This window comes from Erythrobacter sanguineus (genome assembly GCF_900143235.1).
GTDB lineage: Bacteria > Pseudomonadota > Alphaproteobacteria > Sphingomonadales > Sphingomonadaceae > Erythrobacter > Erythrobacter sanguineus.
This window is the reverse complement of record NZ_FRDF01000007.1, coordinates 137,506-161,044: the sequence shown is the minus strand read 5'-3', so window position 1 is coordinate 161,044 and position 23,539 is coordinate 137,506. Positions and strand designations below refer to the sequence as shown.

Here is a 23,539-nt window from a genome sequence, read left to right as displayed (position 1 = left end):
TGAAAACCGGATCAATGCGCGCGAAGGCGCAAGCATGCCCTAGCGAGACGCGTCGCAAAGCGCTAGAGGGGGAGATATGAACGCGCCCTTTCCTGCACCCGAAACCGCCGCCGATGACAAGACTGTCACCGCGAGGCCGCCGCTCAACCTGCTGATCGCGGCCCCGCGCGGCTTCTGCGCCGGTGTCGACCGGGCGATCGAGATCGTCGAAAAGGCGCTCGAACGCTATGGTTCGCCGGTCTATGTCCGGCACGAAATCGTGCACAACAAATACGTGGTCGAAGGTTTGAAGGCCAAGGGCGCGATATTTGTCGAGGAACTGGACGAAGTTCCCGATGATGCGCCAGTGGTGTTCAGCGCCCACGGCGTGCCCAAGGCGGTTCCGGCTGAGGCGAAGCGGCGCAAGCTGCTGTATGTCGATGCGACCTGCCCGCTGGTTTCCAAGGTTCACCGTCAGGCCGAACGCCAGATCGAAAAGGGCCGCCACATCATCTTTATCGGCCACGAAGGCCACCCTGAGGTGATCGGCACCATGGGTCAGGTCGATCCGGGCCAGATGACGCTGGTCGAGACGATCGAGGATGTCGACAAGCTGCCCTTCGATGCCGACGAGCAACTCGCCTACCTCACCCAGACAACGCTTTCGGTCGATGATACCCGCGAAGTGATCGAGGCGCTCGAATGGCGTTATCCCAATATCAGCGGGCCGAAGGCCGAAGACATCTGCTATGCCACCTCCAACCGGCAGGCCGCGGTCAAGGAACTGGCGCAGGACTGCGATCTGGTGCTGGTAATCGGTTCGCCCAATTCGTCCAACGCGCTGCGGCTGGTCGAGGTCGCAGAACGGCTCGGCACACCATCCAAGCTGATCCAGCGCGCGGCCGAGATCGATTTTGCCTGGCTTGACGGGGTCGAGACCCTGGGGCTGACCGCAGGCGCTTCCGCGCCGGAAATCCTCGTTCGCGAAGTGGTGACCGCGCTGGGCGAATATCGCCCGATCCTCGAAAAGACGATCACCGCTGCCGAAGAAAAGATGGTCTTCAAACTGCCGCGACTGCTGACCGAGTAACGCTGGGCTTTGGGGGCATAGGTGGCAGTCTATACCCATCTGGGGGCGGAAGATCTCGCCAGGCTTATCGCGCAATATGACGTCGGCGAACTGGTCTCGGCCAAAGGGATCGCCGAAGGCGTGTCGAACTCCAACTGGCTGGTTGAGACGATAGGTGCCGAAGGATCGGGCGCGCGGTTCATTCTGACGCTGTACGAACGGCGGATCGACTATGCCGATCTGCCCTATTTCCTCGACCTGCTCGATCACCTGTCGGCCAAGGGCTGCCCCGTGCCGCGCACGATGCACGACCGCGCCGGTGCATCCTTCCGGATGGTGGAAGGCAAGGCGGCGGCACTTATCGAGTTCCTGCCGGGTGTCTCGCCGACACGGCCCACGGCGGCGCAGGCGCACAGCGTTGGCGCGGTGCTGGCACGGATGCATCTTGCCGCGCGCGACTTCCCCCTGTCGCGCGCCAACGCGATGGATTTTGCCGCCAGCGCCGCGATCCTCGATGCATGCGGGGCAGATCGGCTCGCTTCGATCCACCCCGATCTGCCGGCGATGCTGGCGCACGCGCATAGCGCTGCCGCGATTGATCTGTCCGCGCTGCCTGCCTCGCAGACGCATACCGACCTCTTCCCCGACAATGTGCTGATGCGGGGGGACAAGGTGACGGGGCTGATCGATTTCTATTTCGCCTGCACCGGGCCGATGGTGCTCGATCTGGCGGTAACCCATGCCGCATGGTGTTTTGATGCGGCGGGCCAATACATCGCCGATTGCGGCACCGCGCTGGTTGCGGGGTATGAAAGCATCCGCAGCCTTGAACCGGCCGAGGTCGCGCTGTTCCCCGCCATCGCCAAGGGCGCGTGCCTCAGATTCGTCGCCAGCCGTGCCGAGGACTGGCTGGAAACGCCCGATGATGCCCTCGTCACCCGCAAGGATCCGATGCAATTCGTGGAACGCTGGCGGTTTTACGACGAAGCGGGCGCGGGGCTGCTTGCCTGATGCCCCTGCCGGCCTTTAGGGCTTGAGCCCATGAAACAGGTCGAAATCTTCACCGACGGCGCGTGCAAGGGCAACCCCGGCCCGGGCGGCTGGGGCGTGTTGCTGCGCATGGGAGGCCATGAAAAGGAGCTTTCAGGCGGAGAGCCGAACACCACCAACAACCGCATGGAACTGACCGCGGCGATCAGGGGGCTTGCCGCCCTGATCGAACCCTGCGCGGTCGATCTTTATTCCGACAGCAAATATGTGCTCGACGGGATGAGCAAATGGATTCACGGCTGGCAGCGCAATGGCTGGATCAATGCCAGCAAGAAGCCGGTGCGCAATGCCGATCTGTGGCACGACCTGATCGAAGCCGCGCGCCCGCATCACGTCAGCTGGCACTGGGTGCGCGGCCATAATGGCCACCCGGAAAACGAACGGGTCGATGCCCTCGCCAGCGCCGAGGCAGGACGGATCGCGGCGGGGGAATAGGCCCCGCCGCAGCTCGTCACATCAGCTGTTGTCTTCAGTCGGGGCGTCAGGCCCGTTCTTCTTGATCGAATCGATCGCATTCTGCGCGCTCGACTTGCTCGAATAGCCCTGAGTCGAAAACATCACTTCCGAATTGTACTTGAATCGCACGCGGAACTCGTCTGCCTTGTCCTTGTAGATTTCGAACTTGTGCGCCATGTCGGCCCCTCCTGATCTGGCGTGGCTCAAATCGTTACCACGCCATTAACCATACAGATTGAACCGCGCTTGGCTAGGCCGTGCGTGCCGTGTCATGCGCAAAAAAGCGTGCTGGTGAATAGGGTTCCGGATCAATGCCTCGCGTCATCGCGTCCGGTTCCAGTCCCAGCGCCAGCCCCGCGCCCAGACGGGCTGCGGCAGGCGCGGTCTGGATGCCGAAGCCTCCCTGCCCTGCAAACCAGAAGAAGCCGCTGTCTGCCGGATCGGGGCCGTAAACCGGCAGCCGATCGGGTGCGAAACTGCGCAACCCGGCCCAGCGCCGCTCGACCCCGGCAATCCGCCAAGCGGTCGCCTGCTCGAAACGATCAATCGCGATCGCGACATCCATTTCTTCGGGCGCGACATCGCCCGGTTCGACGGCGGTTTCATCATGCGGGCTGAGCCACAGGCGGCCCGCATCGGACTTGAAATAAAAATTGCCATTGATGTCGAGCACCAACGGCAGATCGGCTGGCGCCGGCGGATCGACCCGCAATTGCACCACCGTGCGGCGCAGCGGCTGGATGCCGAGCGGGGCGACACCTGCCAGCGCGGCGATAGTGTCGGCCCACGCTCCGGCGGCATTGACGATGCGGGCGGCGCGGAATTCCGTTCCCGCCCCGGTAACGATCCGCCAGCTTCCCGATTCGCGCGTCAGCCGGGTAACCCGTGCGCGGCACACGGTTTCCACCCCGCCCCGGCGGGTGGCGGCGAGATAGTGCTGGTGCAAGCCCGCCACGTCGATGTCGGCGCATGCCGGTTCATGGATGGCGTCGCACCATGCCTCGCGCATGATCGATATGTGCCGATCGATACCTGCACGATCGAGCCGCTTGATCGTCACGCCGGTCCCGGTGAAGCTCGCAAGGAAACGATCCATCGCCGCGCGGTCATCCGCCCGCCCGACATAGAGCGCGCCGCAGGTGGTAAGAAAGCCGTGCTCGCGCAGATAAGGCCCGGACGCGAGCGTCAGGGGCACCACGCCGGGGCCGCCATAACATTCCTCCCAGAATGCCGCCGATCGCCCGGTCGAATGGTAGCCCGGCGCATCCTCCGCCTCAAGCAGCAGCACGCGCGCGTGAGGTGCCAGTTCCGCGGCAATGCTCGCGCCGGCCATCCCGGCCCCGATCACGGCGAAATCATGGATCATGTGGCAGGCGCAACCCGATCGAGAAACTCGGTGATCGCCATCATCGCCCGGTCGCGCACCGCATCAACCTCGCGCAGGATCTCGTGATGCGCCTCTGGCCCGAAGGCCACCATCTCGCCCTTGGTCAGGCGGCGCGCGGCCCGCAGGTTGGCAGGGTGACTCACCAGCTTGTCGGCGCTGGTCGAGAGGATCAGCACCGGCACATCCACCGATTCGAGCGCGCCCGCCCGCTCCAGCCTGCGCGCCGAGGCATAGGCGCGTTCCACCCAGCGCCAGCTGGCCGGGCCCATCACCAGTTCGGGGCGGTGATCGCGCCACCATTGTTCATCGGCGTAACGTTCGGCATCGTGGGTGAGGAGAGCGGCGCGGGCAGCGGGCATTTCACCCGGCTTCTCGCTCCATTTCCAGGCCTGCCGGGCCGGATCGCCGACCACATTCATCAATCGTGCCGCAGCGTGCAGCAAAGGCAGTGGCAGCGGCGGGCCGTTAACCCCGAGCATCGGCGCGCTCAGCACCACCGCATCGGGGCTGACCCGCCGCTCGACCAGTGCGCGCATCAGCAGATGCCCGCCCATCGAATGCCCGGCGAGCACATGCGGGCCGGGCGTCTCGGCAACCCAGCTGTTCCAGAAAGCGCCGAGATCATTGATCCAGATGGAGAAATCCTCGACATGGCCGGTGACCGCGTCCTTGCCGAGCCGCCCTGATCCAGCCTGCCCGCGCCAGTCGGCCGCCGTTACCCGCCAGCCGGCGCGGTGCCATTGTTCCAGCGTCTCAAGGTATTTTTCGTAATGGTCGCCGCGTCCGGGGAAAAACAGGATCGACCCGCGCGGCGCCGACCCGGCGCCCTCTGGAGCAGCCCCTTGATCTCCGGGCCAGTCGATCCGGCGCAATGCGTGCCCGTCGGCCGCATGCCAGATGCTCTCGCGCGCCGCCGGGGGAATTGCCCGGCGGTCGATTGCCGCAAGTTCGCGCCCCCGATCTTCGCAATTGTCGTGAATCTGGAGCCTCCGAGCTTGGTTACTTTTTGGTAAGCCAACACCTGTAGCACTGCCCCCAAGAAGGAACGCCCGCACTTGTCGCGCGGCAACTTCGGGGGCACGATGTTGACGACCACCATTCACTACGGGCTGCTGATTGGCTTGGCAATCGCGCTGGTCTTTGCCGCGTTCACAGACATCCGGCGACGCCAGATCGATAACTGGCTGAACGGCGCGATCGCGCTGGGTGCGCCGCTGTTCTGGTGGGCGAGCGGGATATCGCTCTGGCCTGATGTGGCAATCCAGCTTGGCGTGGCGTTCGCCGCCTTTGTTCTGCTTGCCGGTCTGTTTGCACTCAAGGTGATGGGCGGCGGCGACGTCAAGCTGCTGACTGTCCTGGCGCTGTGGATCCCGCCCCAAATTTTTCTGCAACTGCTGGTGATCATGGCGATTGCCGGCGGGGTTCTGACCATCGCGATGGGCGCCTGGCATTTCCTGCGCCGCCAGAAGGAACGGCTTGCCATTCCCTATGGCGTGGCAATCGCTTTCGGCGGGCTGTGGGTGCTGGCCGCCAACTATCTGCCTGCCACTGCACTGGCGGCAATCTCGCAATGAACCTGATTTTAACCAGTCAGGACCTACGCATCGAAACCATACCTGCCCGCTAACCAACCAAGGGCGATTACGAGGGGGCTATTTCAGCCATGGATAGGAAGAAACTGGTTCTGCTGATCGGCGCGCTGATCATCGCGATCGGAACGGCCTTTGCCGCACGGAGCATCTTCGCCGGAGGCGGAGCCCCTTCGGCCGAAGCCGCCGCCCAGCCGACAGGCCCGCGGGTTCTGGTGGCCAAGCGTGCGCTTACGGCGGGGACAATCATCACGGTCGACGCGCTGGGTTTCCAGCCGTGGCCGGAACAGCTCGTCAAGGACGCCTATTTCATTGACGGCGAAGCCGACATGGAACAGCTGCTCGGCACCGTCGTTCGCTTCCCGATCACTGCAGGTGAGCCTGTGACGCAAGGTTCGCTGGTGGCTCCGGGCGACCGCGGCTTCCTTGCAGCGGCGCTCGGCTCGGGCATGCGCGCCGTAACGGTGCCGGTGTCGGCCATGACCGGCGTGGCCGGCTTCGTCTTCCCCGGCGACCGGGTCGATCTGGTGCTTACCCAGAGCGTCGGCGGCGAAGGTCCGCCGCTCAAGGCCGCGGAAACCGTGCTGCGCAACCTGCGCGTGCTGGCAACCGACCAGACCACGGAATCCACCACCGACGAAAATGGCAAGACCGTGGTCAGCGCGTTCCGCACCGTCACGCTCGAAGTGACGCCCAAGATCGCCGAAAAGGTCGCCGTTGCCCAGACCATCGGCACGCTCAGCCTCGCGCTGCGTTCGCTGGCCGATAATGACGCCGAACTCGAACGGGCGATTGCCGCCGGCGATGTCAACATCCCGGACAATGCGACACCCGAGCAGGAGGAAAAACTGCTCAAGGCGGCGCTGGGTCGTCCGATCGACAAGGGCGCCACCTTCCAGACCGGCGGCGATGTCTCGCGCTTCCAGCGCAAGACCGTGCCCCCGCAGGAAGGCTCGAGCCGCCGGGCCGAATATACGCCCGCAGCCCCGGGGGTTTCGGCCAAGCTCAACAACGAGCCGGTCTACAAGGGCCCGAGCGTCCGCGTGACCCGCGGCAAGGCGACCGAGGAAACCCCGGTTGGCCAGCAGGCGGTGCGCGGGATTGTCGGCAGCCAGGCTCAAGGAATGAACAGCACCGGTCAGGCCATGCCCGCCGTCACCGCCACGCAGACTTTCTGAGGGGGCAATGATGCCAATCACCAAATCCTTCCGCCCGCAATCCAAAGCGGCGGCAACTGGCAAACCCGAGGGGAGCCGCACCATGACACTCAACCTGAAAGCCAAGCTGCTGCTTGCCGCGATCGCGGCAGCGCCGATCGCGGCCATGCCGGCGGCCACAGCCACCGCGCAGCAGGTCGTCAAGCCGACCCAGGAAATCGTCCTGTCGATCGGTCGCGGAGAACTGGTGACCGTGCCCGGCGCAATGGCCGACGTGTTCGTCGCCAACGAAACCGTCGCCGATGTCCAGATCAAGTCGCAGCGCCAGCTTTATGTCTTTGGCCGCGCCGGAGGCGAGACCACGATCTATGCCAGCAACGAACGCGGCGACGTGATCTTTTCGGCCAATATCCGGGTCGGCTCCAACATCGGCAGCGTCGACCAGATGCTGGCGCTGGCGATGCCCGATGCCAAGATCAGCGTTGCCACCATGGGCACCAACACCGTGCTGCTGACCGGCACCATTGGCGCGCCCGAGGATGCCGCCGAAGCCGAGCGTCTGGTTCAGGCCTTCATCGGCGATGACGCCAATGTCATCAGCCGCCTCAGGACCGCGACCCCGCTGCAGGTCAACCTGCATGTCAAGTTCGCCGAGGTGAACCGTTCGCTGCTGCGCGAGATCGGCGGCAACCTTGCAACCGCAGACGGCAGCAGTGGTTTCCGTTTCGGCGTTGGCACCGGGCGGCGCCTCGGTCAGGAAGGTGGTTTCAACTACGGCGGCCCGCTCGCCGTGGGCGAGGCCACCGCCGGGGTAAGCACCAATGTTCCCGTGTTCGGGGCCAACGGCCTGCCGGTCGTCAACCCCGATGGCACGTTCCTGACGGAAACCATTACCGGACCGGGCATTGACTCGCGGGGCGGCACCACGCTCGGGGGACTCGGCCGGTTGTTTGGCATGAACATGCTCGGCGCACTCGATCTTTCGGAGCGCCTTGGATTGGTCACCACCATCACCGAGCCGAACCTGACCGCGCTGTCGGGTGAAACCGCGACCTTCCTTGCGGGCGGCGAATTCCCGATCCCGATCGCGCAGGGCCTTGGCCAGGCGACGATCCAGTTCCGCAATTTCGGGGTCAGCCTCGCCTATACTCCGACGGTTCTGTCCAACGGCCGGATTTCGCTGCGGGTGCGCCCGGAGGTCTCCGAGCTTTCGACCCAGGGGTCGGTAGTACTCAATGGCTTCCAGGTGCCTTCGCTCACCATCCGCCGGACCGAAACCACGGTCGAGCTGGGTTCCGGGCAAAGCTTCATGATCGCGGGCCTGATGAGCGCCAGTTCGCAGAACCTGCTCGACAAGGCGCCGGGTCTGGGTGACGTGCCGATCCTCGGCAACCTGTTCCGCAGCCGCGAATTCCGCCGCGGCGAAAGCGAGCTGGTGATCATCGTCACGCCCTATCTGGTCAAGCCGGTCGACGCCAAGGACATCGTTCTGCCGACCGATGGCTACCGCTCGGCCAATGAATTCCAGCAATTGCTGGGATACCAGAACAATGCCGGCGTCTCGGGCGAACAGCGCCCGGGTCCGACATCCGCCCAGCCCGATGCGCCCCAGCCGCGGGTAAACGATGCCGATCCGGCCGCCATCATTCCCAATGCGCCGGCAAAGCCGCGCCGGGCCGAGAAGAAGAACCGCAAGGACGAGCGCGAGGCCAATGCCGTGGCCCCGGGCTTCAGCCTCTAACGTGAGAAAGGTGAGTACGATGCCTCTTGCACGACTGAACAATCCGGCGATGGGACTGGGCCGCGCGCCTGCCCTCGCCCTCGCTCTCACGCTTGGACTGGGCCTCGCCGGATGTGGCGGGATGCCGACCAACACGACGCTGTACAGCATGAAACAGCCGGTGGTGGAGCGAACCAATTTCACGCTCGACGTGAACACCAATGCCTCGGGCCTGCCGATTTCGGAACAACAGCGCCTCAACGGCTGGTTCGAGACAATGGACCTGCGTTATGGTGACCGTATCGCGATCGAGAACCCCGGCCAGAACCCGGCGGTGACCAATGCGATCCGCGATCTGGCCGGACGCTATGGCCTGATCGTCAGCGATGTCGCGCCAGCGACCGCCGGGATGCTGCAGCCCGGCCAGGCGCGGGTGGTGATCACCCGCTCAAGCGCTTCGGTGCCCGGCTGCCCCGACTGGTCGGCCGGCTCGGACATGAATTACAGCAATGGAACGAGCCCCAACCACGGCTGCGCGGTCAACAGCAATCTTGCTGCCATGATCGCCGATCCGCAGGACTTGCTGGAAGGCAAGAAAGGCTCGGGTGAAACCGTCATCGCCACCTCGAACAAGGCAATCGCGACCTATCGCGAAACGCCGCCTTCGGGCGCTGCCGGTCTGATGGATGCAACCGCCGGTGGTGGCGGTGGCGGCGGCGGCGCTGGCGGAGGAGGTAACTGATCCATGAATGCTCCCTGGAAATCGGGCTTGCCCGGAAATCGTGATCCCTTTGCGGCCTATATCTGCGACGACAATGCCCTCGACGTTCTGCGTCCGGTGGTGGTCGAGCTCGGCTGGCAGCCGGAAAAGTGCAACAAGGGCGGCCTGCGCAACGCAGTGCAATCGCTATCGGTCAGCGCCAGCCCGGCGATCCTCGTGGTCGACCTGTCGGAAAGCGGCGATCCGCTGAACGACATCAATGCGCTTGCCGAGGTGTGCGAGCCGGGCACGGTGGTGATCGCCGTCGGCCAGGTCAACGACGTGCGCCTCTACCGCGACCTGCTGGCCAGCGGCATCCACGACTACCTGCTCAAACCGCTTTCGGCCCAGCAGGTGCATGACGCGATCAGCCAGGCGCTGGCGGTGTTCATGGCGCCCAAGGCAGGCGATACGGATGGGGCCAAGCGCCATATCTCGACCGCTGTCGTGGGCACCCGCGGCGGGGTCGGTGCCTCGACGCTGGCGACTTCCCTGGCGTGGCTGTTCTCGGACCATCACAAGTCGCCGACCGCGCTGCTGGATCTTGATGTGCATTTCGGCACTGGTGCGCTGGCGCTCGATCTGGAACCGGGCCGCGGCCTGACCGATGCGATCGAGAACCCCAGCCGCATCGACCCGCTGTTCATCGAGCGCGCGATGGTGCGCGCGAATGACAACCTGTCGATCCTGTCAGCCGAAGCACCGATCAGCCAGCCGCTGATGACCGACGGTTCGGCCTTCGTGCAACTGGAGGACGAGTTCCGCCAAGCGTTCGAGATGACGGTGATCGATCTGCCGCGCAACATGCTGATCAACTTCCCGCAGCTGATGGCGGACGTGAATCTGGTGTTGCTGACCTGCGAGCTGACCCTTGCTTCTGCGCGAGACACCATCCGGATCCTGTCGTGGCTCAAGACCAATGCGGCGCACGCCCATCCGATGATCGTGGCCAACAAGGTGCAGCCGAGCCTTTCCGAAATCAGCAAGGCAGACTTCGAGGCCTCGATCGAACGCAAGGTCGACTTCGTGGTCCCCTATGATGTCAAGGCGGCGGCGAATGCAGCCAAGCTTGGCCAGGTGTTTGTCGATGCCAACCGTTCAAGCAAGGCGACGGCGGCGATCCGCCTGATTGCCGAGCGGGTGATGGGCGCGGACATGGACGATCTGACGGCAGGCGGCGACGAGAAGAAATCGCTGCTCGGCGGCTTCGACTTCAAGGCCCTGCTTTCCAAGAAGGCAAAGGCAGAACCCGAAGCCACCGAATGAAATCTTGCTGCGGGAAGGCAGGGTGCCGCCATGGTGCGATGCCTTCCCGCAGTCCGAATATCTGAATGCGAGCGCCAGCCGCGCCGCACTAGGCAGGAAGCAACAGCATGGACGTTCTCCAAACCCTGCTCGTCACTGTGGCGATCTTCACCGTGCTGGTTGCGGGGTATCTCCTCGCGTCCGGATCGGGCCTGGCCAAGGCGCAGAAGCGCCGCGTGCAAGCGCTGCGCTACCGCCATTCCGAAAGCGTCGATGCCAAGGTCGATGCCCAGTTCCGGCGCGCAATCGCTGCGCGCAAGCCCAAGACCTTCAAGGTCGCCGGTTCGGGCTCGCGCATAGAGGCGCTGGCTGTCCGGCTTGATCGGACGGGCAAGGGCTGGTCCGTCAGCCAGTATCTTTACATGTCGGCCGGCATTGCGCTTTTCATCGCCGTGCTGATTTTCATCAAGAGCGGCGCATTGCTGCTGTCGCTCGGTATCGGAATGTTCATTGGTGCGGGCCTGCCGCATCTGGTGGTGGGGTTCTTCATCAAGAAGCGCACCAATGCTTTCATCACCAAGTTCCCCGACGGGATCGAACTGCTGGTGCGCGGCCTGCGGTCGGGCCTGCCGGTCACCGAGACACTGGGCGTGGTCGCGCAGGAAGTGCCCGGCCCGGTCGGGATCGAGTTCCGCAGCATTGTCGATCGCATCAAGGTCGGCAAGACGATGGAGGATTCGCTCCAGGACACCGCTGATCGCCTGGGGATTCCCGAATTCAACTTCTTCACCATCACCCTGGCGATCCAGCGCGAGACCGGCGGCAACCTTGCCGAAACGCTTTCAAACCTCGCCGACGTGCTGCGCAAGCGCGGCCAGATGAAGCTGAAGATCAAGGCGATGAGCTCGGAGTCGAAAGCCTCCGCCTATATCGTCGGCTCGCTGCCCTTCATCGTGTTCGGCCTCGTCTACTGGATGAACCCCGAATATCTGGCCGGGTTCTTCACCGATGACCGCCTGATCGTGGCCGGCCTTGGCGGGTTGACGTGGATGGGCATCGGGGTCGCCATCATGGCCAAGATGGTCAGCTTCGAAATCTGATCCGGGAACCAGTGCAATGATTGACCAACCCACCGGACCCATGCTGCTCGGCTTCGACGTTATCATGGTCGGGACCGTCCTCGCCGGGCTTGCCGCCTTTGCGATGGTGCTGGCGATCTACGCCGCCGTCACCATCCGCGATCCGATGGCCAAGCGCGTCAAGGTGCTCGAAGCCCGGCGCGAACAGCTCAAGGCCGGGATCATCACCTCGGCCAGCAAGAAGCGGAACCGGCTTGCCCGCCGCAGCGATACGACCGACAAGGTCAAGGACAGCCTCGGCAGGCTCAACGTCCTGCAGGACAGCCAGATCAAGGTGATCCAGCAGAAGCTGGCCCATGCCGGCTATCGCAACAAGGAACTGGCCGTCATCATCATTGGTGCCCGCGCGATCCTGCCGATCATCGTCGGCGCGCTGGCCGCAATGCTGATCTATGTGGTCGATTACTGGCCCGACTGGGGCCCGATGAAGCGCCTGTTCGCCTTTGCGGGCATCGTGTTCGCTGCCTACAAGGGGCCAGAACTCTTCCTCAGCAACAAGGCCGCCAAGCGCACCAAGGAAATCCAGAAGGGCCTTCCCGATGCGCTCGATCTGCTGGTGATCTGCGCCGAAGCCGGTCTGACCGTGGACGCCGCCTTCAACCGCGTCGCCAAGGAACTGGGCCGCGCCTATCCCGAACTGGGCGACGAATTCTCGCTTACCGCGATTGAGCTCTCCTTCCTCAACGAACGCAAGATGGCGTTCAACAACCTGGCCTACCGCGTCAATCTCGAAGCGGTGAAGGGCGTGGTCACCACCATGATCCAGACCGAACGTTACGGCACGCCGCTGGCCAGCGCGCTGCGCGTGCTTTCGGCCGAATTCCGTAACGAGCGCATGATGCGCGCCGAGGAAAAGGCCGCGCGTCTGCCCGCGATCATGACAGTGCCGCTGATCCTGTTCATCCTGCCGACGCTGTTTGTCGTGATCCTCGGTCCGGCAGCCTGCTCGATCTCGGATGCGCTGATCAACAAGTAGCCGCAAAGAGGCGGGAACGGGCCGGACACAAGGCTCATTCCCGCCCTGCTGCGCTTCCGCCCCCAACCCCGCCAAGCGCCGCGGCGCGTGCGCGCAATCCGGCCAGTAGCCGCCGCAAGGCCTGCTCCTCGTCCGGCGCGAGGCCGGCCAGCAATTCGCGCTCGGTCGCCAGCGCCAGCGGCATCACCTCGCCATGGATCGCCCGGCCTTCGCCGGTGAGTTCGAGCAGGTGAGATCGCCCGTCCACCGGATTGGGCACCCGCGCCACCAGCCCGCGTTCCTCCAGCACACGGGCCGCGCGATTGACCGCAACCTTGTCCATCAGCGTCGCTGCGGTCAGCCCGCGCTGGGTCATCGGCCCGGCCCTGTCCCCACGATCGCCCAGCACCGCCATGATCCGCCATTCGGGCACCTTGAGGCCGAACCGCTTGCGATAACGCTCGGCGATAAGGCCGCTGACCGCGTTCGAGGCGACCGAGAGCTGATAGGGCAGGAAACCGGCCAGCTGGCCATTCCCTTCGCCCTCGCCCACCTGTTCAGGCGACAGGCCCGCTGCCTTACTCATAGGCGCGGTTGTCCCACCAGGGGTAGAAATCGGGCATGTCGGCGCTGACCTTGCCGGGATACATCGGTTTGCGCTTTTCAAGGAAGCTGGCGATCCCTTCGGCAGCATCGGCCCCGCGCGACAGGCGATAGATCGCTCTGGAATCGATCTTGTGGGCTTCCATCGGGTGATCCGCGCTCATCAACCGCCACATCATCGCCCGCGTCATTGCAACCGAGATCGCCGAGGTGTTTTCGGCAATCTCGAGTGCCAGCGCGCGCGCGGCGAACAGCAGATCCTCCGGCGCGTGGACCGATCGCACCAGCCCGCCCGCTTTGGCTTCCCCGGCATCGAAGATGCGGCCCGAATAACACCACTCCAGCGCCTGACTGATGCCGACGATGCGCGGCAGAAACCAGCTCGATGCTGCTTCGGGCACAATCCCGCGCCGGGCAAAGACGAAGCCGTAACGCGCGTGGGCAGCGGCAAGGCGGATATCCATCGCCAGCTGCATCGTCGCGCCCACGCCCACGGCCACCCCGTTGCAGGCGGAAATCAGCGGTTTCTTCGATTCGAACAACCGCAAGGTCAGCAGGCCCCCGCCATCGCGCACGCGGGCATCGGACAGGCTGTCGACCGTATCGCCGCTGGCGAAGACCTGCCCGCCATCTTCCGGCGTGAGGTCCGCCCCGGCACAGAAGGCGCGCTCTCCTGCACCGGTGAAGATCACCGCGCGCACCGCGTCATCCGCGTCAATATCGTCCATCGCCGCGATGATCTCCTCGCCCATGGTGCGGGTATAAGCATTCATCTTGTCCGGGCGGTTCAGCGTGATGGTGGCGATGCCATCGGCCTTTTCGACGATGATCTGGGTGTATTCGGTCATGCAGATTCTCTCCGGAAAGCAGCGTGTCGGGCTGGCTTGATCCAGCCTGTTGGAGACACATGAGACACTGTCCAGAAGCGGAAAACAAGCCTGTCAAAATGGCGGTTGCGAGCGGCGTGAGGCGTGCTGAGGAGGCGGGCGGAGGAGAGGCGGATATCCGGACATGGCACAGACAGGATAGGCCGGTCAGCCGCAGGTAGGAAAGCGAGCAATGGCGGCCCGCCCGCGCGCCCTAGGGCACCCCGTCGCCCAGCAGATCGCCGTCGATGGTCTGGCCGTAATAATCCTCGCTGGCGTGGAACCGCGCGCGCGCCTGTTTGATGGTGCCGGTCTGGCGCGGATCGCGCGGGCGTTCGCGGCTGGTCACGAAGGCGGCGACATCCCACGCCTGCTGATCACTCAGGCTGCCGCCCATGCCCAGCGGCATGTTCGCCTTGATGAAGCCCGCCGCATCCGCCGTTCGTGACATGCCCGCCCCCCAGTTGAACGAGGCCGGGCCCCATAATGGTGGAAAGGCATAGGTGCCCTCGGGCTTCTGCGTGCCCTCGCCGTTTTCGCCGTGGCAGGCGATGCAATGTTCCTGATAGACGCGCGCACCGCGACCCGGATCGGCCCCCTCGGCCGGCATGTCGAGCTTGAGGAAACCCCGCCCCGGAAGCGCCTTGCCGATCGGGGCGCCGGTGGCGAGCCATGCGAAATAGATGCTCAGATCGCGGTAGATATCATCGCCATAAGGCGGCGCAATCCCGGCGGGCGAAGCTTGTGCGTTCATCGAATAGACAAAGCAGCCGCGGATGCGGTCTTCCATCGTGTTGATGGTGTCATTCTTGTTCCGGTAGGCGGGATACATGCCCCACGCGGCCCACATCGGGGAGGCATGGGCGGCGCGTCCGGCATCAAGGTGGCAATTGCCGCAGGTCAGCCCGCTGCCGACATATTGCGGCGCCATTTCCCCGGTGCGCAGGAACAGCGCCTTGCCGCGCCGGATCGCATCGCCTTCCGGCCCATCGGGGATGGTCGCCTCGTCAGGCGGCTGGAAACCGACAGGATCAGGCGCGAGAACAACCGTTTGCGCCAAATGGTTGGCGGGCGTGCGGGAAAGGAACACCGCCAGCCCCGCGACCACCGCAGCCAGCAGTGCCAGCAACGCGATGATCGGGCGCGAGGCCATGCGGCGTTCCTCCCTGATACTTAACGCGGGGCCATCCGGATCGCGCCGTCCAGACGCACGTCCTCGCCGTTGAAATAGCCGTTTTCGATCATGCACATGGCAAGCTTGGCATATTCATCGGGCATGCCCAGACGCTTGGGGAACGGCACTGATGCGGCCAGCGCATCACGCACGTTCTGCGGTGCAGCGGCCAGCAGCGGGGTGTCGAAGATGCCCGGTAGGATGGTGTTCACCCGGATGCCTTCGTTCATCAGGTCGCGCGCAATCGGCAGGGTCATGCCGATCACGCCGGCCTTTGACGCGGAATAGGCCGCCTGACCGATCTGGCCGTCCTCGCCTGCAACAGATGCGGTGTTGACGATCGCCCCGCGCTCGCCGTTTTCGTCCAGCGGGTCGAGGCTCAGCATTCCGGCAGCCGACTTGGCGATGCAGCGGAAGGTGCCGATCAGGTTCACCTGAATGACGAAATCGAAGGCAGACACGGGAAAGTGCTTGATCGATCCGTCTTCCTTGCTCCGGCTGGCGGTCTTGATCGCATTGCCGATCCCGGCGCAGTTCACCAGAATGCGCTCCTGCCCGTGGGCTTCGCGCGCCTTGGCGAACCCGGCGTCGACGTCCTCGTCGCTGGTCACGTTGACCTTGCAGAACACGCCGCCGATCTCGGCCGCCATGGCGTTGCCCTTTTCCTCGTTCATGTCAAAGATCGCTACACGCGCGCCCTTGGCGGCCAGCGCGCGGGCGGTGGCAGCCCCGAGGCCCGAAGCGCCGCCGGTGACGATGGCGGGGGTGTTGGCTGAAACTTCCATTATTCTCTCCTGATTATCAGATAGGGGGCGAGGCTCAGAGGCTCTCGATGATGGTCACGTTGGCGACGCCGCCGCCTTCGCACATGGTCTGGAGGCCATATTTCTTGCCGTGACGCTTGAGCGCGTAAACCAGCGTCGCCATCAGCTTGGTGCCCGATGCGCCCAGCGGGTGGCCGAGCGCAATCGCGCCGCCGTGGACGTTGAGCCTGTCCGGATCAGCGCCGGTGTGCTTGAGCCAGGCGAGCGGGACAGATGCAAAAGCCTCGTTGACTTCATACAGGTCGATGTCGGCCATGGTCATCCCGGCGCGCTGCAAGGCGCGGTCGGTGGCGAACAGCGGTTCTTCCAGCATGATCACCGGATCGCCCGCCGTCACGGTCAGGTTGTGGATGCGCGCCAGCGGGGTGAGGCCGTGCGCCTTGAGCGCGGCTTCGGACACCACCAGCACCGCGGACGAACCATCGCAGATCTGGCTGGCCGAAGCCGCGGTGATCGCCCCGTCGGGCGACAGCAGCTTGACGCCCGCGATGCCTTCCAGCGTCGCGTCAAAACGGATGCCTTCATCGACGGTGTGCATCGCCGTGCCTTCGGGGGTCTCGATCTCCACCGCCACGATTTCGGACTCGAACGCACCAGCCTTGGTCGCGGCAATCGCCTTTTCGTGGCTGGACAGCGCGAAACGGTCGAGATCATCCTTGGAGAAGCCGTGCTTCTTGACGATCATCTCAGCGCCCATGAACTGGCTAAAATTGATGCCCGGAAACTTTTCCTCGATTCCGGCGGCCTTGCTGAAAAGGCCTTCCTTCATGTGCAGCGTGGCATTGGTGCCCATCGGCACGCGGGTCATGCTTTCCACACCACTGGCGATCACGACGTCCTGCGTCCCGCTCATCACGGCTTGGGCGGCAAACTGGATCGCCTGCTGGGAAGAACCGCACTGGCGGTCGATGGTCACGGCAGGCGTGGACTGCGGCAGCAGCTTCGATGCCAGCACGCCCATGCGCCCGACCTGCATCGCCTGTTCCCCGGCCTGGCTGACGCAGCCGGTCACGACATCATCAATCGCTGAGGGATCGATCCCGCTGCGCTCGACGATGGCGTCCAGCGACCGCGCCAGCAGATCCACCGGATGGACCCCAGCCAGACGCCCGCCGCGCCGCCCCCCCGCAGTACGGACAGCTTCGACGATATAGGCAGTGCTCATTGCTCTCTCCTTGGAAATTCGTGCAGGCGGCAAATCAGTTGCGTATCGCCACTTGCCTTTGCGCTACCCGCCTATTGAAGCATTTTGCGCAAATCAAGCGGGCAATATGTTGGTCGCATGCACGGCGGGCTTGCCCGTGGCCGGTGCCGGGGATAGCCCGATCATCATGAGCGCCGCCGGATGAACGACACTGTTTCCCATGATATGGCCCAGCAGGCGCTGGCGCGCGGCGATCCGGCGGCGCTGGCGCTGTTTGACCGGTTGCTGGCGCGCGATCCCGGCAATGCGCGGCTGTGGCTGGGCAAGGCGCAGGCGCTGGAACTCGCCGGCGACCGGCGCGGCGCGCGGATCGTGGCGCAACAGATCGCCGGTCAGGCCCCGGGCTTCACCGCCGCGCTGACCTATCTGGCCGGGATGCTGCTGGCCGCGGGCGAACCCGATTTTGCCGCGCCCTTCCGGCAGGCCGCAGCGCGCGCGCCGCACGATCCCAACATTCCCGCCGCCCATGTCGAAGCGCTCGCCGCCGCCGACCTTTCAGCCGAGGCCGCGGCGATCGCCGCCGAGGCCCGCACGCGTTTCCCCCATGAACCGCATTTCGCCCTGCTCGAAGCGATCCATGCCGGGGCGGCGGGCGAATGGGACCGGGCCGATGCCCTCTATGCCGCGCTGGCCGATGATCGCCCCCAGCGGCTGTTGCACGAGGCTCGCCACCGGCTGCGCGGCCAAGATCCCCTGACAGCCGAGCATCTGCTCGCGCAGGTGCTGACGGCGGAACCCGGCGATATCGCCGCATGGGCCCTGCGCGGCATTGCATGGCGGCTGGCCGATGATCCGCGGGCCGCATGGCTGCACGAACAGGCCGGGCTGGTCCGGCTCCAGCCGCTCGCGGCGCGCGCCGGACTGATCGCGGAAGCTGCCGCGCTGCTGCGCGATCTGCACAAGGCCGCAGCGCTGCCGCTGGGGCAATCCTTGCGCGGCGGAACCCAGACGCGCGGCATCCTGTTTCAGCGCAGCGAGCCGGTGCTGGGCGAACTCCACGCCGCGATCCGGGCGACGCTGGAAGCCTATCGGGCGGCGCTGCCGCCCGCCGACGCGGACCATCCGCTGCTGCGCCACCGCGATGTGCCATGGCGGCTGGCGGGATCATGGTCGGTACGCCTTACCGGCGGCGGGGATCACCACACGGCGCATATCCATCCGCAGGGGATCGTCTCTTCGGCACTCTACATCGTGGTACCCGAGGAGGCGCAGGACACCGGGCAGCGGCAGGGATGGCTGGAAATCGGCCGCCCCCCGCCCGATCTGCGGCTGACGCTGGAACCGCTCGCGGTGATCGGCCCGCGCGAAGGCCACCTCGCGCTGTTTCCCTCGACGCTGTATCATGGCACCACGCCCTTCGGCGCGCAGCCGCAGACACGATGCGAACGTCTGACGGTCGCTTTCGATGTGATTGATGTCCGTGCAGCACCGACATCGCCCAGAGCCGGTTCAGGCCCGGCCGCCGGGGCTTCAAACCTGCTGTAAGCCACGCAATTTCAAGCCATCGAACCGTGTTGCATCAGTGCCGAAGCGTGCCGGAAAGCCATTCGAAATACTGTTGCAATGAAGTTACATCCACAGGGCGAACAGCCTGCGCGCGCCCAGAAACGCTTGGCATCCTTCATGGCATCGGCCAACGGTCTGCCCCTGCGTGTGATACCACCTATGACAGGTGCAATATCCCACCTGAAATCTGACCGGTCCCGGCATCTTAAGACAGGCTGGCGGTCAAGCAATTAGGGGCCTCCCTTACAAGGCACCCTTAAAACAGAGGGAACGTTACGAATATGAAGATCTCGACAAATCTCAGGCTGAGTGTCGGCACGGTCGCACTTGGCCTCGCCCTTACCTCATCTCCTGTTCTTGCACAGGACGCCGAGGAATCCGCCGAGACCGCGACCGAAGATGCTGCGGTCAACGCGATCGTCGTGACCGGCTCGCGCATCACTAGCCCGAACCTGCAGCTTTCAAGCCCGGTGACTTCGGTTAGCGAAGACGAAATCAATTATCAGCAGCCGGTTTCGATCGAACAAGTGCTGCGGAACCTTCCGTCGACCGTTCCTTCGGTTGGTGCCCAGACCAACAACGGCAACAATGGTTCGGCACGGATCAACCTGCGTGGCCTTGGCAGCAACCGTAACGTTGTGCTGCTGAATAGCCGCCGCGTGACCCCGCGCGACACTGATGGCGTGGTCGATCTTAACGTGATTCCGATCGCCCTGCTGCAGCGCGTTGACGTGCTGACGGGCGGCGCCACGACTGCTTATGGTGCAGACGCCATCGCCGGTGTTGTGAACTTCGTTACCCGGAGCGATTTCAGCGGCTTTGATGCGCGCTTTGCTCAGGGCGTCACCGAGCGCGGTGATGGCCAGAACTTCCGTGCTGACCTCACCATGGGTGCCAACTTCGATGATGGGCGCGGCAACGCGGTGCTCAGCATGGGCTACACCAAAACCTCGCCGGTGCTTCAGGGCGACCGCAATATCGGTTTGGAATCGCTGAGCACGGCCACCGGCAACCCGCAGGGTTCGGCGACGGCTGCCCCGGCATCGATCCTGTTTCCGTTCAACGGCCGTGTGTCCGAAGATGGCAACAGCTTCCTGGATGACCGCAACAACAATTTCAATTTCAACCCGATCAACCTGTTCCAGACCCCGCAAGAGCGTTACAACATCTACGCTCAGGCGAACTACGAAGTGGCCAAGAACGTCGAGGCCTATGCTGAAGCAATGTACGTCAAGAGCATTGTTGAAGTGAACCTCGCTCCTGCCGGGATTTTCGGCAGCTCGGTTACAACGCCGCTCAACAGCCCGTTCCTCTCGGCTCAGCAGAGCAATTTCCTCTGTCAGGAAGCCGCCGGTGTTTCCGGCAGCGGCATCCTCGCGGGCGCTAACTGCGCCAACGAAATCGCAGCAGGAACCCCGGTAACCGTGGCAGTTGGCCGCCGCTTCGTCGAAGCAGGTCCGCGTGTTCAGCGTTTCGAAACCGACATGTTCAACATCACCGCGGGTCTGCGCGGCAAGTTGACCGATACGGTGAACTGGGACGTGCACGGCACCTATGGCCGCAGCAATGGTAGCGAAGTTCGCACTGGCTGGGGTCTGTTGAGCCGCGCTCGTAGTGCTGTTGCAGGCTGTCCGGCTGGTTCGGCGGCTGGTTGTGTGCCGTTGAACGTGTTTGGCCCGGAAGGCAGCATCACACCTGAAGCACTGGAATTCATCGACGTTCCGACCCGCGCGTTCCGCGACACGACGTTCCTGAACATTTCGGGCGTGGTTGATGGTGACCTCGGCTTCTCCAGCCCGATTGCAGAAACGCCGGTCGGCTTTGCGGTCGGTGCCGAGTATCGTCGTTACACCGCAGGTTCGGAAGGTGATGGCCTTTCGCGGATCCCGGGCGAAGTTCTGGGCGCCGGTGCAGCTGCTCTGCCGATCCGCGGTGAATTCGACTCCAAGGAATTCTTCCTCGAAGTCATTGCACCGCTGGTCGAAGACAAGCCGTTCTTCTACAACCTGACCCTCGAAGGCGGCGTGCGTTATGCCGATTACTCGACGGTCGGTGGCGCTTTCACCTGGAAGGCTGGCGGTAGCTGGTCGCCGATCCCCGAAGTGAAGTTCCGCAGCATCTACACCGCAGCTATTCGTGCGCCGAATATCGCGGAATTGTTCCAGCCGCAGGTGACGGGTCTGACAGGTCGTTCGACCGATCCGTGCGAAGGCAGTCTGGCTGATATCGCAGCTCGTGGCGCAAACTTCCAGGCACTGTGTAACGCGCAGCTTGCACTGGTTGGCGCACCGACGTCGCTGCTGGGTTCGATCAACACCCCGATCGCTGGCCAGATCCAGTCGACCTCGGGTGGTAACCCGAACCTCGATCCGGAAGAAGCTCGTACTTTCACCGCTGGTGTGGTGTTCACCCCGAACATCCTCAGCAGCTTCTCGGTGAGCGTTGATTACTTCAACATCACGGTCACCGACGCCATCACCACCCCTTCGCAGGGCGACGTGATCGACGGCTGCTTCCAGGCAACTCCGGTGCCCGGAACCTGTAACCAAATCCTCCGTAACCCGCTTACGGGGAGCCTCAGCGGACCTTCGGATACGACCTTCGGTCCTTTCCTCGCGCTGTCGAACCTTGGTCGCATCAAGACCTCTGGCTTCGACTTCGCACTCAACGCTGCGCAAGATTTTGATTTTGGTCAGATCGCGCTCGGCGTGAACGCAACCTACACTGAGCAAAATCTGTTTCAGGCAACTCCGCTGTCGATCAATCGCGAATGCGTGAACTTCTACAGCATCAACTGCGGCACGCCGCAGCCTGATATCTTCGTGAATACCCGCCTGACCTACAGCAGCCCGTCGCGTAACACCGACATTAGCCTGTTGTGGCAATATCTGGCCAACACGCAGATCGAACCGCGTGCACCGAACCCGCAGCTCCCGGTCGGCGAACCGACCACGGGTGGTCCGGCCAACGTGTTCCCGGCATTCGCCACGATCCCGGCGTTCAGCTACTTCGATCTGGCCCTGCGTCAGCGGGTTATGGATAACATCACCGCCACGCTGACTGTATCGAACCTGTTCGATAAGCAGCCGCCGAACACGGGCAACCAGGCCGGCACCTCGTCGACGAACTCGGGCAACACCTTCCCGACGTTGTACGATCCGCTCGGTCGCCGTTTCGTATTTGGTATCCAGATGAACTTCTAAACTCCGGGTACCACGGTAAAATAAAGTGCAAGGGGGTAGTCGAAAGGCTGCCCCCTTGTTCTTTTTCTGGTCCCAAACTTGCCCAATGGGCCGTGTAATTCAGCTGCCTATCGACTAAGATGCCAATGTCATGCGCAACTTCCCTGCCTCGCTCTCTGTCTCCGAACTTGCTCGTCATGCACTGGATTTGCGCGACAGAGACGATCCCGAAGGCGCTGTCACGGTGCTGGAAACCGCGCTTGGTCGGCATCCCGACGAAGCCATCCTATGGCAATGCCTCGGCCTAGTTCATCGCGCACTGCTCGACAGCGAGCCTGCCATCGCTGCACTGCAAAAGGCAGCCCGATTGCGCCCGCAAGACGGGAAGATCATGCAGGCGTTGGCCCATGTCACGCTGGAGGCCGGCCTCCCCGCGACCGCAATTTTCGATCAGGCCCGCGCACTGATGCCACAAGATGGCAGCGTATTGATCGGGCGATCCGCCGCTCAGCTGGCGGAAGGTGACGTCAACGCAGCAATCGGCGATATCGAAGCTGTGTGCGAAACCTCGCCATTATGGCTCGAAGGTCATCGCGCGCTTGCTGATCTCAAATGGCTGGTGGGACAGCAGGAAGAGTTTGTCAGCAGTTACAAGATTGCCTTGGCCCGCGATCCAGGATCATTGCCATTGTGGCTCAACCTGCTTGATCGTTATCAACGGGTTGAACGCTTTGACTGGGCAGCACAGGCACTGAGCGCGGCTTACGATGCGTTGGGCGAGCGCGACGAACTGGCCCCGATCGCGGCGATCTGCGCCAGCGAATTGGGCAATCAGGTCGAAGCCGATGCGCTATTTGCCCGATTGCTATCCCAACCGCATCACTTGCAGGACATTGATCTGCTGGTTCGTGCGGTGCGGCATCTGGTGCGGACCAACCGTCCATCTCAGGCTGTAACCTTGGCTGCGCATGGGCTCGAATCTCCCGAAGCCAACAAGTTGTGGCCCTATGTCGCAACCGCTTGGCGGATGATGGATGACCCGCAATGGCACTGGCTTGAAGGCGATGAACGGCTCGTCAATCGCATCCAGCTGTATGAACCGCAAGAATTGATCGGGATTTCCCGGACCTTGCGTTCGCTGCACCGTATGGCACATCAACCCGCTGGCCAGTCCGTACGGATCGGAAGCCAAACTGATGGGCCGCTATTTGCGCGGATCGAACCTGAAATCCGGGATTTGCGCCGTCGGATCGAACAGGCAGTCAGATCCCATATTGCCAGTCTTGGCCCCGAAGATCCCCGTCATCCAGTGTTACACCGCCGTCCGCCAAAAGTGCGTTTTGCCGGAAGCTGGTCGGTGCGCCTGCAGGGGGCAGGGCATCACAGCAACCATGTCCACCCACAAGGCTGGCTCAGTTCCGCACTTTACATCGCAGTTCCGGCAGATGCCGAAAGCGGGCCGCCACCTGCGGGCCATCTGCAACTCGGGGTCCCTCCGGCTGAACTGGGCATCGACCTGCCACCGATTCGGGTGGTTGCGCCCGAGCCGGGCTGGCTGACACTTTTTCCCTCCACCATGTGGCATGGCACCGTGCCGATCGCAGATGGTGAACGAATGACGGTTGCCTTCGATGTGAAAGGCTGAAGGGCAGCTTGCAGCGACTTTTCCGCTTG

General features: G+C 63.7%; 21 protein-coding genes. 13 read left to right on the top strand and 8 right to left on the bottom strand.

Translation table 11 applies throughout. The features are described 5' to 3' along the window. Positions 1-76: 76 nt before the first annotated feature. Genes ispH through rnhA form a run of 3 tightly spaced genes read left to right on the top strand, consistent with a single transcriptional unit; the run spans position 77 to position 2,533 of the window. On the top strand, positions 77-1,069 hold the full coding sequence (gene ispH, locus BUA05_RS07460) for a 4-hydroxy-3-methylbut-2-enyl diphosphate reductase (protein ID WP_072674026.1): 993 nt from the start codon (positions 77-79) through the stop codon (positions 1,067-1,069). A 21-nt stretch (positions 1,070-1,090) separates the two neighbouring features. Continuing rightward, positions 1,091-2,059: a homoserine kinase gene (locus BUA05_RS07455; protein WP_072674025.1), complete on the top strand. Its 969-nt coding sequence runs from the start codon at positions 1,091-1,093 to the stop codon at positions 2,057-2,059. Positions 2,060-2,089: 30 nt separating this feature from the next. Next, positions 2,090-2,533: a ribonuclease HI gene (rnhA, locus tag BUA05_RS07450; RefSeq protein ID WP_072674024.1), complete on the top strand. Its 444-nt coding sequence runs from the start codon at positions 2,090-2,092 to the stop codon at positions 2,531-2,533. Between the two features lie 21 nt (positions 2,534-2,554). Here rnhA and BUA05_RS07445 read toward each other — a convergent pair whose 3' ends face one another. The 3 genes from BUA05_RS07445 to BUA05_RS07435 all read right to left on the bottom strand — a co-directional run bounded on the left by BUA05_RS07445 (position 2,555) and on the right by BUA05_RS07435 (position 4,921). After that, positions 2,555-2,731: a YegP family protein gene (locus tag BUA05_RS07445; RefSeq protein ID WP_072674023.1), complete on the bottom strand. Its 177-nt coding sequence runs from the start codon at positions 2,729-2,731 to the stop codon at positions 2,555-2,557. Between the two features lie 73 nt (positions 2,732-2,804). Beyond that, positions 2,805-3,920, bottom strand: a complete 1,116-nt coding sequence (locus tag BUA05_RS07440; RefSeq protein WP_072674022.1) for an NAD(P)/FAD-dependent oxidoreductase — start codon at positions 3,918-3,920, stop codon at positions 2,805-2,807. Continuing rightward, complete coding sequence (locus tag BUA05_RS07435; RefSeq protein WP_072674066.1) at positions 3,917-4,921, bottom strand: alpha/beta fold hydrolase; 1,005 nt, start codon at positions 4,919-4,921, stop codon at positions 3,917-3,919. Before BUA05_RS07435 ends, BUA05_RS07440 begins: the two co-directional genes overlap by 4 nt. Before the next feature lie 102 nt (positions 4,922-5,023). On the opposite strand from BUA05_RS07435, the gene BUA05_RS07430 reads away from it, so the two are divergent. From BUA05_RS07430 to BUA05_RS07400, 7 genes are all read left to right on the top strand, one after another. Then, positions 5,024-5,515: an A24 family peptidase gene (locus BUA05_RS07430; protein WP_072674065.1), complete on the top strand. Its 492-nt coding sequence runs from the start codon at positions 5,024-5,026 to the stop codon at positions 5,513-5,515. 89 nt (positions 5,516-5,604) lie between these two features. Further along, positions 5,605-6,708: a Flp pilus assembly protein CpaB gene (gene cpaB, locus BUA05_RS07425; RefSeq protein ID WP_072674021.1), complete on the top strand. Its 1,104-nt coding sequence runs from the start codon at positions 5,605-5,607 to the stop codon at positions 6,706-6,708. A gap of 82 nt (positions 6,709-6,790) precedes the next feature. Further along, positions 6,791-8,428, top strand: coding sequence for a type II and III secretion system protein family protein (locus BUA05_RS07420; protein WP_072674064.1), 1,638 nt, complete (start codon positions 6,791-6,793; stop codon positions 8,426-8,428). Positions 8,429-8,447: 19 nt separating this feature from the next. Then, a complete protein-coding gene (locus BUA05_RS07415; RefSeq protein ID WP_072674020.1) occupies positions 8,448-9,149 on the top strand; it encodes a CpaD family pilus assembly protein in 702 nt (233 codons plus the stop codon). Positions 9,150-9,152: 3 nt separating this feature from the next. Next, positions 9,153-10,433 carry a pilus assembly protein CpaE gene (locus BUA05_RS07410; RefSeq protein WP_072674019.1) on the top strand — a complete coding sequence of 427 codons (1,281 nt, stop codon included), beginning with the start codon at positions 9,153-9,155 and terminating at the stop codon, positions 10,431-10,433. Between the two features lie 107 nt (positions 10,434-10,540). Continuing rightward, positions 10,541-11,512 carry a type II secretion system F family protein gene (locus tag BUA05_RS07405; protein ID WP_072674018.1) on the top strand — a complete coding sequence of 324 codons (972 nt, stop codon included), beginning with the start codon at positions 10,541-10,543 and terminating at the stop codon, positions 11,510-11,512. 16 nt (positions 11,513-11,528) lie between these two features. Beyond that, positions 11,529-12,527: a type II secretion system F family protein gene (locus BUA05_RS07400; RefSeq protein ID WP_072674017.1), complete on the top strand. Its 999-nt coding sequence runs from the start codon at positions 11,529-11,531 to the stop codon at positions 12,525-12,527. A 34-nt stretch (positions 12,528-12,561) separates the two neighbouring features. On the opposite strand, the gene BUA05_RS07395 is transcribed toward BUA05_RS07400, so the two are convergent. The 5 genes from BUA05_RS07395 to BUA05_RS07375 form a co-directional block, all read right to left on the bottom strand. Continuing rightward, positions 12,562-13,092 carry a MarR family winged helix-turn-helix transcriptional regulator gene (locus tag BUA05_RS07395; protein ID WP_072674016.1) on the bottom strand — a complete coding sequence of 177 codons (531 nt, stop codon included), beginning with the start codon at positions 13,090-13,092 and terminating at the stop codon, positions 12,562-12,564. Then, complete coding sequence (locus tag BUA05_RS07390) at positions 13,085-13,957, bottom strand: crotonase/enoyl-CoA hydratase family protein (protein ID WP_072674015.1); 873 nt, start codon at positions 13,955-13,957, stop codon at positions 13,085-13,087. Before BUA05_RS07390 ends, BUA05_RS07395 begins: the two co-directional genes overlap by 8 nt. Positions 13,958-14,189: 232 nt before the next feature. Next, the gene (locus BUA05_RS07385) at positions 14,190-15,128 is read right to left on the bottom strand and encodes a c-type cytochrome (protein ID WP_072674014.1); all 939 of its coding nucleotides are present in this window, start codon (positions 15,126-15,128) and stop codon (positions 14,190-14,192) included. Between the two features lie 20 nt (positions 15,129-15,148). After that, positions 15,149-15,934 (bottom strand): SDR family NAD(P)-dependent oxidoreductase, encoded by a 786-nt coding sequence (locus tag BUA05_RS07380; protein ID WP_072674013.1) that lies wholly within the window; start codon positions 15,932-15,934, stop codon positions 15,149-15,151. A 34-nt stretch (positions 15,935-15,968) separates the two neighbouring features. After that, positions 15,969-17,138 (bottom strand): acetyl-CoA C-acetyltransferase, encoded by a 1,170-nt coding sequence (locus tag BUA05_RS07375; RefSeq protein ID WP_072674012.1) that lies wholly within the window; start codon positions 17,136-17,138, stop codon positions 15,969-15,971. A 180-nt stretch (positions 17,139-17,318) separates the two neighbouring features. On the opposite strand from BUA05_RS07375, the gene BUA05_RS07370 reads away from it, so the two are divergent. From BUA05_RS07370 to BUA05_RS07360, 3 genes are all read left to right on the top strand, one after another. Continuing rightward, positions 17,319-18,662 carry a putative 2OG-Fe(II) oxygenase gene (locus BUA05_RS07370; protein WP_072674011.1) on the top strand — a complete coding sequence of 448 codons (1,344 nt, stop codon included), beginning with the start codon at positions 17,319-17,321 and terminating at the stop codon, positions 18,660-18,662. Positions 18,663-18,964: 302 nt separating this feature from the next. Continuing rightward, positions 18,965-21,886, top strand: coding sequence for a TonB-dependent receptor plug domain-containing protein (locus BUA05_RS07365; protein WP_072674010.1), 2,922 nt, complete (start codon positions 18,965-18,967; stop codon positions 21,884-21,886). Positions 21,887-22,073: 187 nt separating this feature from the next. Continuing rightward, a complete protein-coding gene (locus tag BUA05_RS07360) occupies positions 22,074-23,510 on the top strand; it encodes a 2OG-Fe(II) oxygenase family protein (RefSeq protein ID WP_178139157.1) in 1,437 nt (478 codons plus the stop codon). The last annotated feature ends 29 nt before the right edge of the window (positions 23,511-23,539 follow it).

Coding starts and splice junctions, on each gene's coding strand:
- ispH (WP_072674026.1), top strand. CDS start 77: ATGAACGCGCCCTTTCCTGCACCCGAAACCGCCGCCGATGACAAGACT.
- rnhA (WP_072674024.1), top strand. CDS start 2,090: ATGAAACAGGTCGAAATCTTCACCGACGGCGCGTGCAAGGGCAACCCC.
- BUA05_RS07445 (WP_072674023.1), bottom strand. CDS start 2,731: ATGGCGCACAAGTTCGAAATCTACAAGGACAAGGCAGACGAGTTCCGC.
- BUA05_RS07440 (WP_072674022.1), bottom strand. CDS start 3,920: ATGATCCATGATTTCGCCGTGATCGGGGCCGGGATGGCCGGCGCGAGC.
- BUA05_RS07430 (WP_072674065.1), top strand. CDS start 5,024: ATGTTGACGACCACCATTCACTACGGGCTGCTGATTGGCTTGGCAATC.
- cpaB (WP_072674021.1), top strand. CDS start 5,605: ATGGATAGGAAGAAACTGGTTCTGCTGATCGGCGCGCTGATCATCGCG.
- BUA05_RS07420 (WP_072674064.1), top strand. CDS start 6,791: ATGACACTCAACCTGAAAGCCAAGCTGCTGCTTGCCGCGATCGCGGCA.
- BUA05_RS07415 (WP_072674020.1), top strand. CDS start 8,448: ATGCCTCTTGCACGACTGAACAATCCGGCGATGGGACTGGGCCGCGCG.
- BUA05_RS07410 (WP_072674019.1), top strand. CDS start 9,153: ATGAATGCTCCCTGGAAATCGGGCTTGCCCGGAAATCGTGATCCCTTT.
- BUA05_RS07405 (WP_072674018.1), top strand. CDS start 10,541: ATGGACGTTCTCCAAACCCTGCTCGTCACTGTGGCGATCTTCACCGTG.
- BUA05_RS07400 (WP_072674017.1), top strand. CDS start 11,529: ATGATTGACCAACCCACCGGACCCATGCTGCTCGGCTTCGACGTTATC.
- BUA05_RS07395 (WP_072674016.1), bottom strand. CDS start 13,092: ATGAGTAAGGCAGCGGGCCTGTCGCCTGAACAGGTGGGCGAGGGCGAA.
- BUA05_RS07390 (WP_072674015.1), bottom strand. CDS start 13,957: ATGACCGAATACACCCAGATCATCGTCGAAAAGGCCGATGGCATCGCC.
- BUA05_RS07385 (WP_072674014.1), bottom strand. CDS start 15,128: ATGGCCTCGCGCCCGATCATCGCGTTGCTGGCACTGCTGGCTGCGGTG.
- BUA05_RS07380 (WP_072674013.1), bottom strand. CDS start 15,934: ATGGAAGTTTCAGCCAACACCCCCGCCATCGTCACCGGCGGCGCTTCG.
- BUA05_RS07375 (WP_072674012.1), bottom strand. CDS start 17,138: ATGAGCACTGCCTATATCGTCGAAGCTGTCCGTACTGCGGGGGGGCGG.
- BUA05_RS07370 (WP_072674011.1), top strand. CDS start 17,319: ATGAACGACACTGTTTCCCATGATATGGCCCAGCAGGCGCTGGCGCGC.
- BUA05_RS07365 (WP_072674010.1), top strand. CDS start 18,965: ATGAAGATCTCGACAAATCTCAGGCTGAGTGTCGGCACGGTCGCACTT.